The sequence below is a fragment of the Alkalispirochaeta alkalica DSM 8900 genome, assembly GCF_000373545.1.
GTDB classification, from domain to species: Bacteria; Spirochaetota; Spirochaetia; order DSM-27196; family Alkalispirochaetaceae; genus Alkalispirochaeta; species Alkalispirochaeta alkalica.
In genome coordinates, this window is sequence record NZ_KB891760.1 from 76832 (window position 1) to 91457 (window position 14626).

Annotated in this window: 11 protein-coding genes; 1 reads left to right on the forward strand and 10 read right to left on the reverse strand. The window is 61.8% G+C overall.

Annotation, left to right across the window (positions count from 1 at the left end; all coding sequences use genetic code 11):
- Positions 1–2094: tetratricopeptide repeat protein (locus tag B071_RS0113995; RefSeq protein WP_018527695.1), on the reverse strand; the 2094-nt coding region annotated here is incomplete at its 3' end.
- 1653 nt (positions 2095–3747) lie between these two features.
- Here B071_RS0113995 and uvrC point away from each other — a divergent pair.
- Entirely contained in the window at positions 3748–5544 is a 1797-nt protein-coding gene (uvrC, locus tag B071_RS0114005) for an excinuclease ABC subunit UvrC (RefSeq protein WP_040588665.1), read from the forward strand.
- A 29-nt stretch (positions 5545–5573) separates the two neighbouring features.
- Here uvrC and holA read toward each other — a convergent pair whose 3' ends face one another.
- From holA to lptB, 9 genes are all read right to left on the reverse strand, one after another.
- A complete protein-coding gene (gene holA, locus B071_RS0114010) occupies positions 5574–6629 on the reverse strand; it encodes a DNA polymerase III subunit delta (RefSeq protein WP_018527698.1) in 1056 nt (351 codons plus the stop codon).
- A gap of 6 nt (positions 6630–6635) precedes the next feature.
- Positions 6636–7244 (reverse strand): transcriptional repressor LexA, encoded by a 609-nt coding sequence (gene lexA, locus B071_RS0114015; RefSeq protein WP_018527699.1) that lies wholly within the window; start codon positions 7242–7244, stop codon positions 6636–6638.
- A complete protein-coding gene (locus tag B071_RS0114020; RefSeq protein ID WP_018527700.1) occupies positions 7241–8632 on the reverse strand; it encodes a sigma-54-dependent transcriptional regulator in 1392 nt (463 codons plus the stop codon). The genes lexA and B071_RS0114020 overlap by 4 nt, the downstream gene beginning before the upstream one ends.
- Positions 8632–10512: a sensor histidine kinase gene (locus B071_RS18750; RefSeq protein WP_094354967.1), complete on the reverse strand. Its 1881-nt coding sequence runs from the start codon at positions 10510–10512 to the stop codon at positions 8632–8634. The genes B071_RS0114020 and B071_RS18750 overlap by 1 nt, the downstream gene beginning before the upstream one ends.
- Positions 10454–10717, reverse strand: a complete 264-nt coding sequence (locus B071_RS0114030; RefSeq protein ID WP_018527702.1) for an HPr family phosphocarrier protein — start codon at positions 10715–10717, stop codon at positions 10454–10456. The genes B071_RS18750 and B071_RS0114030 overlap by 59 nt, the downstream gene beginning before the upstream one ends.
- A gap of 14 nt (positions 10718–10731) precedes the next feature.
- Complete coding sequence (gene hprK / locus B071_RS0114035) at positions 10732–11712, reverse strand: HPr(Ser) kinase/phosphatase (protein WP_018527703.1); 981 nt, start codon at positions 11710–11712, stop codon at positions 10732–10734.
- Between the two features lie 10 nt (positions 11713–11722).
- A complete protein-coding gene (locus B071_RS0114040; RefSeq protein WP_018527704.1) occupies positions 11723–12022 on the reverse strand; it encodes an HPF/RaiA family ribosome-associated protein in 300 nt (99 codons plus the stop codon).
- A 22-nt stretch (positions 12023–12044) separates the two neighbouring features.
- Positions 12045–13418 carry an RNA polymerase factor sigma-54 gene (gene rpoN, locus B071_RS0114045; protein WP_322785987.1) on the reverse strand — a complete coding sequence of 458 codons (1374 nt, stop codon included), beginning with the start codon at positions 13416–13418 and terminating at the stop codon, positions 12045–12047.
- Between the two features lie 124 nt (positions 13419–13542).
- Positions 13543–14274, reverse strand: a complete 732-nt coding sequence (gene lptB, locus B071_RS0114050) for an LPS export ABC transporter ATP-binding protein (RefSeq protein WP_018527706.1) — start codon at positions 14272–14274, stop codon at positions 13543–13545.
- Positions 14275–14626 lie beyond the last annotated feature (352 nt).

The following is a 14626-nucleotide window of genomic DNA, read 5'->3' on the forward strand; positions in this document are numbered from 1 at the left end:
GGCCGTCTCCGGTTCGGGAGGTTCTTCTGCGGGCTCCGGCGGGGCCTCTTCCTCGGGAGGAAGGGGGGCCGTCTCCGGTTCGGGAAGCATCTCCTCGGGGTCACGAAAATCCTCGGGTTCGACCAGATCCCTCAAGGAACTCTCGGGCTCGGGCTCGGGCTCGGGCTCGGGCTCGGGCTCGGGCTCGGGCAGGGAATCAACATCATCGGACGGTTCCTCGTCGAGATCTGACCCGGCATCGGCCTGGTCCGACTGCGCTTCGGGAGAATCGGAGGTTTCTTCACCGGAAGACCCGTCTTCGTCGGCCTCCATTCCCTCCTGAAGCGCTTCGCTGAACCCTGCAGGGATATCCTCAAGAGCAGGGTGGTCCTCCGGCAGCGCCTCTTCCAGAGATTCATCCTCGGGAAGCAGGTCATCCTCGAGATCTTCTCCCGCCTCGGCACCGGAAAAGTCCAGAATCGGGATCGACTCCTCGTCCAGATCGGCCGTCTCCTCCGTGGCCAGGGGCTCCACAACCCCGGCCTTGCCTCGTTCGGCAAGACGCCCGAGTTTGTCCAGATTCCGCTGCCACCGCTCGACGTTCTCACCTTCGTAGGCCTCCACGAGCTGCTCGTAGAGTTCCAGACTGTCGTTCAGGTCTGAAAGATCCTCCGAGGAGGCGCGCTTGCCCTGGAGAGAGATGAGTTCGTCTGCTGCCGCCAGGGCCGCATCACGATCTCCCAGGGCACGATTGACGTTTGCCCGGGCGGCCAGTACCCGGCCGTTCTGGGGGCTCAGCTCCGAGGCGTGCTCTATGGCCGCCCTCGCTTCCTCTTCCTGCCCCAGACTGGCCAGCGCTTCGGCCCGGCGAAGGTGGGCTTCGGGATCGCCGGGATCCCGGGCGGTGGCCTGCTCGGCCAGCTCCAGAGCTTCCTGCGGGAGCCCCCCCTCGTTGAGAATTCCCGAAAGCTCCGTCAGATAGGTCTTGTCCTCGGGGTTTGCCTCGGCGTAGGCATCGAGGGTCTGGCGCCCCGCCTCGGGACGCCCCGACCGATACTGGGCCAGCCCGAGTTCCCTGATCGCTGTAATGTCCTGGGGATCATCCTCCACAACCCGCTGCCAGGCGCTGCAAGCTTCGCCGTGCATGCCTGCCCGGGTCAAAACTCCGGCGAGTCCTTTCCGCAGGTCCACATTATCGGGGTCCTGGGTCAGCATTTGCTGCAAAACCCGTTTCGCCACGACGGGATCGGCGGACTGGGTGGCCGCCTGGCCCAGGTTCGCTGCGGCCCGGCGATACCGGGGGGCGTGCTCCAGAGCCGTCTGGAAGGCCTGGATCGCATCATCCACGCGCCCTGTTCGGGCAAGAACGGCGCCAAGATTGTTATGGGCGGTGCTATTTTCGGGCTGAAGCTCGATCAGTTCCCGGAAAACTTCCTGCGCTTCATCGGTCCGATCCTGCCGGTCCAGAACGATCCCGAGGTTATTCAACGCATCGGGCCAGCCGGAACGGCTCTTGAGGGCGGTGCGGTAGCTCTCGGCGGCCTCGTCGAGGCGCCCCAGAGCCGAAAGGGAGTTCCCCAGGTTATAGTTCAGGGTGGGATGGTTGGGGTCTTCCCTGATCCCCCGCTGAAAGGCCTGGACGGCCCGTTCCTTTTCTCCCCTGGAATCGTAGAGGGTTCCCAGATTGTTGTAGGCCACGGCGATGGTGGGGTCGATCCGCAGGGCCTGCTCGTAGGCCTGAATCGCCTCGGCGTGATTTCCCGTGTCCTTCAGGATGTTTCCCAGATTGTACCGGATCTCTCCGTTGTCGGGGGCTATTTTGATGGCTCGCCGGACCATCTCCAGGGCGCGATCGGTATCACCAATCTGGCGGTAGACCACGGCAAGATTGTTCAGGGCTTCGGCGTTGTGAGGGTCCAGCATGATCGCCTGCTCGTAACGCTCGATGGCCGGAGCGATNCGCCGCTGCCTGCCGTAGATCGTGCCCAGCAGAACCTGGCCGGCCACAAGGTCGGGAAAGCGTTCGAGCAACTCGAGGGTGAGGCGTTCGGCGATCTCGTAGTCGTTCACACGGAAGGCGCTGACCGCCCGGTCGAGCAGCTCGGTGTGGTTCATTGCTCCCCCTCTCTTCCTGCGCGCACCTCAATTTCCCGCGAAAGCGGGCCAGCCTGGCCGTGGCGATCGTAGCTCTCCAGAGCAAAGACGTAGGGAACATCCGGCTCCAGGCCACGGACTGTGATCGTCTGCTCCGTTCCCGCCTGGAGGGGACTCACCACCCCCGCCGATCCCGTGTAGGAACGGGGCCGCTCACCGAAGTACACCCGGTACCCAGCCAGATCCGGATGCTGAACGGCGCTCCATTCCAGACGAACNCCCCCCGGCACGGGAGTCCCCCGGACGATGCGGGGAGGGGCCGGAGGAGCCACGGGATCGAAGCCGATCCGCACCTCCTGAAGGCGAGGACTCTCTTCCCTGGTCGCATCGGCGAGGAAATCGTAGCGAAGCTGCAGATAACGCCCCCGTTCGTCACCCTTGATCATACCCGATGAGGGCAGAGGATTCCACTCCGCAGGAAGCGCCTCCGGAGCATCTCTGCTCACCACCAGGTCGGCCAGACGATAGTATCCGCGAACATCGGTGTTTCCGGGGGTCTGAACTCTGGATTCCACCGAGAGAAGACGCGCGCCACTCCCTCCCAGGTCCAGGGGAGCGGTAATCATGCGCCCGGGAGAACCGCTGTACCGCGAAAGCTGCGGTTCCGCTCCGGCGACGTGGCCCGAAGATCTCCCGAAGGATTCACCCGGGGAGCGGGAGATGCGGAACTCGTCCAGCGCCCCCTCAAACCCTCGCCCGAGAAGGATCCCGTCGCCCGTGTCGTGGCCAAAATACAGCGAAAAGACTCCCGGCTCCTCGCGCCCGCTCTCACTCATATAGATGACGTCTTCGGGAATCTGATCTACCAGATAGGCGAGCTGCCCCGTTGTTGCATCGTAGCGGAGCTGGTGATGCTGCCAGACCCGGGGGACAAGACCGCGTCGCGCCGAGAGCCTCACCTCTTCCAGAGGTTCCAGTCCGCCCCGATCGGCCCGGACCAGGACGTGCGAAAATACCCAGTGAAGTCTCCGGTCGGAGATCTCCAGGCGGATCGTCTGGAGCACGGGATCCTGCCCCTCCAGAAGAGCCCCCTTCCACCGGAAGAGCGTTGCCCCCTGGGTTACGCGGTTCGGATAGAGCCAGAAATCGATCGAAAAGCTTCCCGGTTGCTGCCGGGGAGCAAACAGAGCCCCCGGCCGGGGATAGAAGACAAGCTCCCCCGTGCCGTCAAACCCTGCGGCGGCGCTCCCCCTNCGGCGGGGTGTCCCNACCAGGCGAACCCCTTNGGGNGAGGCCCGATAGTTTCCGGTCTGATCTTCCAGGGTGCCGTCAAAATCTGCCAGAAGATCCACCCGTCCCGCCACGGGCAGCGCCCCCTCATCGAGGGCGATATCCTCTCCGCCCTCCCAACCCGGGACAAGACGAAGATTGGTGAAGGAGGCCGCCCGGTCCCAGCCGTCGCGACCACCCAGGCGAACCGTCCCGACTCCCGGACTGGCCTGGAGCCCCGGGGCGATCAGAACCAGACCGACCAGGCAGACCAGGCCCCGAAGGAGAGAACTCCCGAGGNAAGCCCCCCGAAGAAGAGAACGCGGGAGACCTCCAGGTTTTGCATGTGTTGCCCCGGGCAACATGACACGAGCACCCATAATTCCGTACTATCTTATCGGCATTATGAAGGACGATCTGAAAAGCAGGGTGAAGAACTTTCCNGCCTCACCGGGAGTATACCTNATGAAGGACCTCGAGGAGAGAATCCTCTACGTGGGAAAGGCCAAAAATCTCCGCGCCCGGGTCCGCTCCTATTTTCTGAAAGACAATCCCCTCAAGACGAAGGTCCTCATGTCCCACGTGAGGGAGATCGAATATCTGGTGACGGGCAACGAGTACGAGGCGCTTCTCCTGGAAAACAACCTGATAAAGCGCCACGCCCCCCGGTACAACATCGACCTGAAAGACGGAAAGAGCTATCCCGTAATCCGGATCACGGCCGACCCCTTTCCCCGGGTCTTTCAGACCCGCACCATCGTTCAGGACGGGTCGCGCTACTTCGGCCCCTACCCCGGAATGAGCCGTCTGGAAAACTACCTGGAGCTGATAGAAAAGCTCTATCCCCTGAGGAAATGNCGCTCGGCATCGCTCAAGAAGAGAAGNCACCCCTGCCTGTACCATCATATCGGACGGTGCGCCGCCGTCTGTGCGGGNAAAACCTCCCGCGAGGAGTATCTGCGCCGCGTGGAAAAGATCGAATCCCTCCTCTCGGGCAAAACCGGGGAGCTCCGCAGGGAGATCACCGGAAAGATGACCGCCGCCGGCGAAGCCCTGCGCTTCGAGGAGGCCGCAGAATACCGGGACATCCTGAAAGCTCTGGATCAGATGGAAACGGAGCAGCGGATCGTGGATTTTGATCCGGAGGTTCGCGACTACATTGGCTACGCCACGGGAGAGACCTTTTCGGCCTTCGTGGTCTTTCAGATGCGCCAGGGAAACCTCCTGGGCAGCAACACCTTCCACGGCGAGCTCCCCGGATCGGAGGAGGAAAACCTGGTGGAGTTTGTGCTCCGGTTTTACAGCTCCACCAGCCGGGCCCCGCAGAAGCTCTACACATCGGCATCGCTGGGGGACGTGTCNCCCCTGGAACGCTTCTTTCGGGAAGAGCTCTCCCGGGAGGTACTGATCAGCCCGCCCCAGTCCACCCGGGACGCAGCCATCCTGCGACTCTGCACGGAAAATGCACGGCAGGAACTGGAGCGGCTCCAGCGCTCCCGCGGTGACCTGCCCGCCCTGGAAGAGCTGGCCCGCCTCCTGAAGCTCCCGACCCCTCCCCTTCGGATCGAGGGGTTCGATATCGCCCAGGTGGGAGGGCACCACACCGTGGCCTCTCTGGTGAGTTTCTCCCGGGGAGTTCCCGACAAGGAGCAGTACAAGCGGTTCCGCATCAAATCACTCCCCGATGGGGTNGTGGACGACTTCGGAGCCATGAGGGAGGTCCTGGCGCGGCGCTACAGCCGCGTGAAGAACGAGAAGCTTCCCAGACCTGACCTGATCCTGATCGACGGAGGAAAGGGTCAGGTCAGCGCTGCCCAGGGGATTCTTTCGGCCCTGGAACTGCCCATCCCCATCGTGGGGCTGGCAAAGCGGGAGGAGGAGCTCTTCCTTCCCGGCCAGAAGGAGTCCCTGCGCCTTCCCGAGGGAACCCCGGCTCTGCGCCTCCTTCAATACGTCCGCGACGAGGCGCACCGTTTTGCCACCACCTACCGGGGATCNCTCCAGAAAACGGGAGCGCTCACCTCCCTGCTCCAGGCCGTGCCGGGGATCGGTCCCCGTCGGGCCGCGCGGATCATGAAAGCCTTTCCCCGGGAAGAGAGCCTCCTGGAAACCCCCCTGGACATTATCGCCAAGAGCACGGGCATATCGGAGGAGCTGGCCCGAACCGTTCAGGATCACCTTCGCAACGCGCGGAACTCCTGAAACAGACCGCTCCTGCAGCACCCCCCGGGCTAGACGCCCCTGAAACCGGCTGTACCGGGAAATTCCCAGGGTCGCGATGCGAAGGGCGCCGCCACGTTCCACTGCCCCTTCCGGGTGATCACGCTGTAGAGATACTGCTGCAGTATCCCCCCGTGGAGTGCAGCGGGGACGGAACGNAGCAGCCCGTCGGTGTCACCCGTGAGAACCCGTATGGCCCTGCACTCCTCNAGAGAATAGCGGGAGAGCCCCTCCAGGAGGGTCTTCTGGAGCCGTTTTCCCGCGATCCGCTGCCCCGACCGCCGGGCCTGCTCCTGAAACAGCTCGGCCCGGGGAACCCCGGCAGCACTCAGGGTCTGGAGGGAAAAGAGGCGCTCCACCTGCCAGGAGAGCCCCATCAGGACCTGAACGGCCTCCATGGTAACCAGCAGCTTCACGGCGATATCCAGGGAGTGCTCCAGATCCCCCGCCAGGACCGCGTCGAAGAGGGTGAAGATATTCTCTTCCTTGGCATGATAAATGTACCGATCCACGTGCTCCAGGGTGATCTGCCTCCCGAAGAAGGCCATGAGCCGGTCCGCTTCCTGCCGGAGATCCAGGGTATTGTTCTCCACCAGCTCCAGAAGAAGCTCCAGCGCCTCGGGGTCTATCCGCGCGTCGTGGCGACGAAAATACCCCGAGAGCCAGCCCTTCTTCTGACTCTCGAACATCTCCCAGAAGATTTTGGTATGCCGGCTTCCCACAGCATCCTTCAGGTCCTTGTGAAGGGAGACCTCGGAACTCTCCAGAAGGAGCACCGACTGTTCCGAGGGGCTCCTGGCGTAGCGCACCAGCGGGAGCAGATCCTCTTTCCGCTTCAGCTGCTCCACCGCCCGGTATCTCACCAGAGAGGCCGAACCGAAGAGCGAACCNTTCTGAAGAAGATCCACCACCTGATCGGGGGGCGTCTCGAAGGCGTAGAACGAGTGCTCTTCCAGATCCTCCCCGAAGGTGTTCCGCAGGGCGCCGCGAATCTCCAGAAAGGCGGCCTGCTTCTCCCCCTCCTCGGGCCCCAGATGAAGAAGCAGAGCGGGAACGGTTCGGGCCATGGGGGGTTACCCGTAACTCCGCAGGAGGTGCGCCAGAGTTCCCAGAATCCGGACCTCCCGCGTGTAGATCGACGAATAGGCGGGGTTTTCCGCCTTGAGGTGNACCCTGCTCTGCTCGCGATAGAACCGCTTCAGCGTGACCGCCTCGTCCACCAGGGCCACCACGATCTGGCCGTTTTCTGCCACGGGGGTGCTGGCAATAATGGCGATGTCTCCCTCGAGGATTCCCGCGCCGGTCATGCTGTCGCCNCGGACCTCCAGGGCGAAGTATTCGCGCTCCCGGAGGAGCGATTCGGGAACATCCACGGTNCCTTCGCAGTTCTCCTCGGCAAGAACGGGCGTTCCCGCCACGACCGTTCCCAGAAGGGGCACCTTCCGGAGCGCNGGCTCATCCCTGGCGTCCTGGTGGTGCAGAATCTCGATAGCCCGGGAGCGGTTNCCATTGCANCGGATCATGGATTTTCGTTCCAGGGCCTTCACATGCCCGTGAGCTGCCTTGACGGAGATTCCGAAGTGCTCCGAGAGGTCCCGGATGGCAGGAGGATACTTTTTTTCCCGGATAAAATCCTGGATCGCCTCAAGGACCTCCTGCTGTCGTGGCGTAATGGATCTCATCGTTCTACCTCGATACCAAGCTTCCTGATTTTGCCGTGCAAACTGCTGGGGTACATTCCCAGGGCCCGGGCGGTACGGGAAATATTATTGTCGTGGGCACGCAATGTGGCCTTCAAGAAATCCCTCTCAAAGCGATCGCGGGCCTCGTGAAGCCCCAGATCGAGATAATCGGCCAGGCACGGCCCCTTCCCGCCCTCATCCCGGGGTGTGCTCCGGGACGGACCTCCCAGAAAACGCAGGGCCTCCTCCCGNGTCAGNACGTTTCCGGCAGACATGATGCTAACCCGTTCGGCAAAGTTCTTCAACTCTCGGACGTTCCCCGGCCAGGGGTGGGCACAGAGCTCCTCCAGAGCCAGGGGNTCGCACACCAGGGGCTTCTCGGCACCCCGTGCCCGGGCAGCTTCCTGGAGAAAGAGATCCAGAAGAAGGGGGATATCCTCCCTGCGCTCCCGCAGGGGTGGCATGTGGAGCGGGACCACGTTCAGCCGGAAAAAGAGATCCTCCCGGAAGGTTCCCCTGCGGATTTCCCGGGCNAGATCCCTGTTTGTCGCGGCGATAATCCTGACGTCCACGGCGATCGTCTCCTCGCCGCCCACCCGCTGCACGCGCATGTCCTGGATAACCCGAAGCACCTTGGCCTGNGCACCGACAGACATATCGGCCACCTCATCCAGAAAGAGCGTCCCCCCCTGGGCGTGCTCGAACTTCCCCCGTCGCACCGCGTGGGCTCCCGTGAAGGCTCCCTTTTCGTGGCCGAAGAGCTCCGTCTCGATCAGTGTCTCGGGGAGNGCCGCGCAATTCACCGCCACAAAGGGTTGGTCCCGGCGGGTACTGGCGTTATGAATCTCCCGGGCAGCCAGCTCCTTGCCGGTACCGTTCTCTCCGGTGATCAGAACGCGGGCATCGCTCTCGCCGATCTGGTCGATGATCTCCCTGACCTTGCTCAGGGAAGGGCTTGTCCCTTCCAGACGCGAACGGCCCGCCGGGGCGGCGCATCTGCGGAGAACCTCGTTCTCCCGGCGCAGATCCTTCATCTCCAGCGCCAGCCGGACAACCCTGGTGATCCGGTCCAGACTGAGGGGCTTCTCGATGAAGTCGAAGGCTCCCCGTTTCACAGCCTTCACCGCCATGTCGATCGATCCGTGGCCGCTGATAATCACCACGGGCATATGGGCGTCATCGGACAGGATATCGTCGAGCAGGTCCAGCCCTCCCCGGCCAGGAAGCCATACATCGAGAACCACACAGTCCACGGATTCCTCGTTCAGCATTCCCAGGCCGGCGATACCGTCCCCGGCCGTGATAACCCGGTAGCCCTCGTCGGAGAGAATATCCGCCAGGATCTGGCGAATCCCCTCCTCGTCATCAATAACAAGAACNGTCTTCATTACACCCTCGTCTCCTGACACTCCTCCAGGGGAAGATCAATGACAAATACCGTACCGGAGCCGGGGGTGGTCTCGCAGGAGATCCGGCCCCGGTGATCAAAAATAATCCGCTCCACAATCGCCAGCCCCAGGCCGGTACCGTCGCGCTTTCCCGTCACGTAGGGAAGAAANATCGACTCCTCCAGATCGGGGGCAACCCCCGGTCCGTTATCCTCGACCCGCAGACGGCAATACTCCTTCCCCGATTTCCGGACCAGATCGCTGTGAAACCGCACGATCACCCCCCGGGGAGAGGCTTCGGCGGCGTTGGTTACCAGATTCACAATGACCTGCCGCATCAGCCCCGCATCGAGCAACAGCATCTGCCCCGGATCGAGCCCGGCGGTGTCGATCGTTATGCGGTGGTCGGCCTGAAAGACGCTGACGGCCTCCCGGACGAGATCCTTCAGCAGCACGGGCGCGAAGGAGGGCAGGGGCAGACGGGCAAAGGACCGGAACTCGTTCAGAAGCGACGAGAGCGTATCCACCTCCCTCAGGATGGTATCGACCGTGCGCTCCAGAACCTCGGGAAAATCGGGAGCTCCCGTCTGATACTTCCGCCGCAGGCGTTCCGTGGCGAGCCGGATCGGGGTAAGGGGGTTCTTGACCTCGTGGGCCAGACGTTGTGCGATTTCCTGCCAGGCCTGAACCTTCTCGGCCTGCGCCATCCGCCGCCGGGCCCGGTCAAGATCGGTTACCATATTATTGAAGGAGATCACCAGCAACCCCAGGTCGTCCGAGGGCCGCCCCAGGATGCGCACCGAATAGTCACCCTCGGCCACGCGCCGGGTGGCCTCTTCCAGGGATTCGATCGGCCGGATGATACGATCGGCCAGAAAAAAACTGGTGAGTACCGCCATGAGCATGATCGGAATGAAAAAGGAACCGTAGACAAGCCCCGCGAAGATACCAAAAAGGGGCCTGATCTCCTGCAATCGCTGAAAGAACCCCATGGCCCGGGCCATGTCGAGAGATGCCNTCTCGAACCCCTCGGGNAGCGCCGTGGTGATAATAACGTGCCCTGCCGAGGGATGGTCCAGGGGAAGATCGAGTCGCAGAAACTCCCCGTCTCCCTGCGACAGGCTGCGGACCTGGGGCTCCTCCTTCGGGCCCGTCTCGCCGGGAAGAGCGGGAGAATACAACCGCTCCAGGCGAAGATCCTGCCGTCCCGCGAANAACCAGTCCCGNCCTAACCTGTCGAAGATCTGCACCGCCGCCAGCGAGGGAAGCCGGCCCTGCAGGTTCGCCCAGAGTCGGGCCCCCTCGGGAGGAGATCGCTCCGGCACCAGAAGCTGCTCCAGGTCCGTCTCTGCCGCGAGGTGGCGCAGGTCCCGGACGTGCCGGTCATGATAGGCCAGGGCCAGGGTAAGGCCCTGTGAAAGGGCCTCCTCCGTGCCGACGTGAAAGAGGAGTTCCTTGGCAGAGGAGAGGAAGTTGACCGACAGCACCCCCTGGGGAATCGCCGAGAGCCCCACAACAACGAGGAAGAAGACGGAGAGCTTGCTCTTCAGCATGCTTCCCGCCACACCCCGCCGCCTGTCGCGAAAGAGCCGCACCAGATTCAGCGCCACGATCCCCAGAAGNACCGCCGAGACGACCATTCCCAGGAGAGCGAAGAAGACGGCGAGCCTGACCTGAAAGCGCTCAGGCCCCCGCCCGAGCTCACGGGAGAGAAGAACCGCCAGGACCACCACCGTAAGATACAGTGTACCCAGGCTCAGCACCGCCGTGAGCGATGCCGAGGTGGTCCGCTGGACACGTCGCGAGGGAGATCTCCNCCTGCTACTCCTCAAATCCGCTCTCAAAGAGCTGAACCAGCTGTTCCACGGCCTCCTCCTCATCGTCNCCGTCGGCCTTGATCCGGATCATGGCCTGATACCCGGCCCCCAGCGTTATAATTCCCATGATAGACTTGGCGTTTATCGTCTCGTGCTCTGTGGAAAACTCGATATGCGATGAAAACCTGGCAGCTGCCTGCACAATCATTGCGGCGGGTCGTGCGTGGATTCCCGCACGGTTTCGTACCACCACATCCTTCTCCGTCATAGTGCGTTACCTCGCTAAATACCTTTTTTTTGCAAGTATGCCTTGCGCGCGTTTTCGCTATCGAGCCAACGCATCACATTCTGGTTAAACTCGCGGGCAGAATAATACCCCATTTTCTTGAGACGTTCATTCATTGCCGCCGTTTCTATAATAATAGGAATGTTTCGTCCCGGCTTGACCGGGACTTCTATGTAGGGAGTCGCCACCCCCAGGATCTCGTAGGTCTGCTCGTCGGCGCCGATGCGGTCGTACTCCTTGGTGGAGTCCCAGGCCTCGAGGCGACAGATCAGCTGGACCTGCTTCTTGTCCCTGATCGATCCCACCCCGGAGAGGTGCGCGATGTTGATAATTCCCAGCCCCCGGATCTCCATGTGATGACCCAGGGCGGGATTTGCCCCCTGCCCCATGAGAATGTTCCCCGCCACACGGCGGATCTCCACGGCATCGTCCGCGACNAGCCGGTGTCCCCGCTCGATCAGCTCCAGCGCGGCCTCGCTCTTGCCGACCCCGCTCTCCCCGAGCAGGAGCATGCCGATCCCGAAGACCTCCACCAGGGTAGCGTGGATCGTCTTTCGTGCAGCGAAGACGTTCCCCAGGGCCCGGATCAGACGCATGGTGAACTCGCTGGTATCGAGCTGCGTCTGGAGCAGGGGGCACCCGCTGATCTCGGCGAGCCGCGCAAAGGAAGNGGTCGGCTCCAGCCCGTGGGTAAAGAGGCAGCAGGGAATGCTGCTCTGGAAGAGCTGCTCCACCGATTCGAGGGTTCCCTGCTGCTCAAGCCGCTCCAGATAGGCCTGCTCTCCCCGTCCGAAAATCTGTATCCGCTGTGCCCCGAAGAGATCAAAAAAGCCGCTCAGGGCAAGGCCGGGCCGATTCAGCTCGGGTGTCTCGATGCGGCGCAAAAGACCGCTCCGCCCGCCAATGCAGACGAGCCCGAGATCGTTGTTTTCCTTCAGATCGAGATCGAGCAGATCTAAAACGGTAAACTGTTCCATAACAGGAGGATCAGGCCTTGTGCTCCTGAACCTTTTCCACTTCCTTTCGCACTTTCATATCGACCTTGTCCACAAGTTCGTGTATGCCCTGGTTGAGATCATAGGACTTCGTTTTCACCACGGCCCGCAGCCCCCACCGGAAGTGAAGCTTCGCTTCTATCTCGAACTGGTGATCCTTTTCCCGGGTGAGGGTAAAGTCCAGATCCACGATCTTGTCGGTGGCAAAATCGATCTTCTGTAAGCGTTCTTCCAGAAACTCTCGCGTAGATTCACTCGCATCGAAATGTACCGATTTAATCGTAACGTTCATCAATAAACCTCCGGTTCGTGTGTCAACGCTCGTAGGACGAGCTGATTTTCAGTTCGCTGCGATACTTTGCAACGGTCCTGCGGGCGATCTTTATCCCCCGCTGAGCCAGAAGATCCGCAAGTTTCTGGTCGGAAAACCGTTTTCCCTGCGAATCCTGCTCTTCCAGAATTTCCCGTATGATCTCCTTTACACCCTCCTTGCTGTACTGCGCGCCACCAGGGCCCGCACCGGCTACACGATTCGAGAAGAAGTGCTTCAACTCGAAAATTCCCCACTCGGTCTGAATATACTTACCGTTTGTAACCCGGGAAACGGTGGATTCACTCAAATTCAGCTCCTGAGCGATATCCTTGAGCGCCAGGGGCACCAGATACTTCTTGCCCTTCAGGAAGAAGTCCCGCTGAAACTCCAGAATCGCCCGGGCAACCCGAAGCAGGGTCTCGTTGCGCTGCTGTATCCCGTGAATGAACCACTGGGCCTCACGCACGCCGCGGCCGGCAAAGGTCCGGGCCTCGCGGTTGTCCCCGGCGGCAACCCGGGAAAAGAAGGGGTTCACGCCCAGAACGGGAATCTGCTCGTCGTTCAGAACCAGGATGAACTGCCCCTCCTCACGCTTCAGGAGGAGATCGGGAATCACGTACCCGGAAGCATCGGAGGAAAACATCCGCCCCGGATAGGGTGTGAGCGAACGAAGCACCTCCAGCGCCTCCTGAACCTCCTCCGGAGAGAGGCCCAGCAGCCGGGATACCTCCTGGTGATGACCCCGTTCGAGTTTGTCCAGATGATCGGCGATGATCTCCTGCAACCCCGGCGGGGGATCCACCACCAGCCCGGCCTGAACAAGCAGGGATTCCCGGAAACCGGCGGTGCAACATCCCACGGGCTCGAAGGTCCTGATAATCTCCATGAGCGGACCCAACAAGGGCCGGTCGTCGTCGGAGACGAGCAGGTCCGGCGGCTCCTGGTGAAAGCCGTTGTCGTCCAGGTTGAGGATCAGCAGCTCCCCCACCCGGAACTCCCGCGCAGAAATGGGCTGCAACCGCAACTGCCACAGGAGATGCTCGTGGAGCGACTCGGGCCTGGAGAGGGCCCCCTCCAGAAAGTTTCTCTTGCTCTCTTCATCGCCGTGGAAGGACTCTCCCGAAGCGTAACCCGGATCGGAGGAGTTCTCGAAATAATCGTAATCATCACCGGAATCGTCGCGGTCGTTCAGGGAGAGCGAAGGGGTCTCCGAGACCAGCTCCAGAGCGGGATTCGCCTCCAGCTCTTCCTGAATGCGAAGCTGCAGATCCTGCAGGGGGAGGGTCATCAGCTGTATACTCTGCAGAAGCTGCGGGGTGAGCCGCATCTCCTGGCGCTGCACCAGCGCAGGTTTCTGGAACTGCATACTATCCATAATGCGAGAGGCCGCCTCCTTTGTCAATTTTTTCGGGGTTCCCCGCCGGCTTATCGGTGGAGCTCATCCTTTATCGGCCCGGCCCGTCGGCCTGGCCCATCGGCCTGGCCCATCGGCCAGCCTATTATCGCTGGTAATCGTCGCCCAGGTAAATCCGCCGCGCCGTCTCGTCGGCCTCGATCTCTTCCCGTGTCCCGGCCACCACGATCTCGCCGCAGTTAATCAGGTAGGAGTAGCTCGAGATCTCCAGGGTATCCCGTTCGTTGTGATCGGTGATGAGAATGCCGATTCCCTGGTTTGCCAGGTGGAGACAGATGCTTTTGATCTCGTAGCGCGCTCTGGGGTCTATCCCGGCAAAGGGTTCGTCCAGGAGGAGGAACTTCGGTTCGATGGCCAGAGCCCGGGCGATCTCGGTCCGGCGCCGCTCCCCCCCCGAGAGGGTGAAGGCCTTTTGCTTCCGGAGGGCCCTGACCCCCAGTTCGTCCAGAAGCTGGTCTGCACGAAAAAGCCGCTCCTTGCGGGAGAGATCNCTCCGGAGCTCCAGCACAGCCAGGATGTTTTCCTCAACCGTGAGTTTTCTGAAGATCGATGGTTCCTGGGGCAGGTAGGATATTCCCGCCAGAGCGCGGCGAAACATGGGCAACCGCGTAATCTCCCGGGACCCCAGATAGACCTGGCCCTCGGTGACCGAGATAAACCCCACCACCATATAAAAAAGTGTGGTTTTGCCCGCTCCGTTGGGCCCCAGAAGGCTCACAACCTGTCCTGTGGTCATGGAAAAATCCACTCCCCGGACCACTTCCTTACGGCCAAAGCGTTTCTTTACNCCCGCCACGGTCAGGGTGGTTTCACTCATCGTTCTTCCTCCCGGACATTATTCCTCCTCCCGGGAGGCAGATTCTTCCAGGAAGATCGATCCTTCCACCTGCCCCTGGAGCTCGATCTCGTCGGTGGCGAGGTTCATGATGATCCGCGTGGCTCGATACTCATCGCCCTTCCAGAAGACCCGGGGGAACCCCGAAAGTTCCAGAATCTCCTCCTGACGTCGATACCGGAGAAACTGGGCCCGGGCGGTGAGATCCTCCCGCAGGACCCGTACCGACATCTGGAGAATGAGCAGGTCCCCGCCCAGGCGGGTTTCCAGAAACCCGCCCTTCACAACGAGACCGTTTGCCTCGTCATCCACGACGACCTGCCCCGAGGCACGG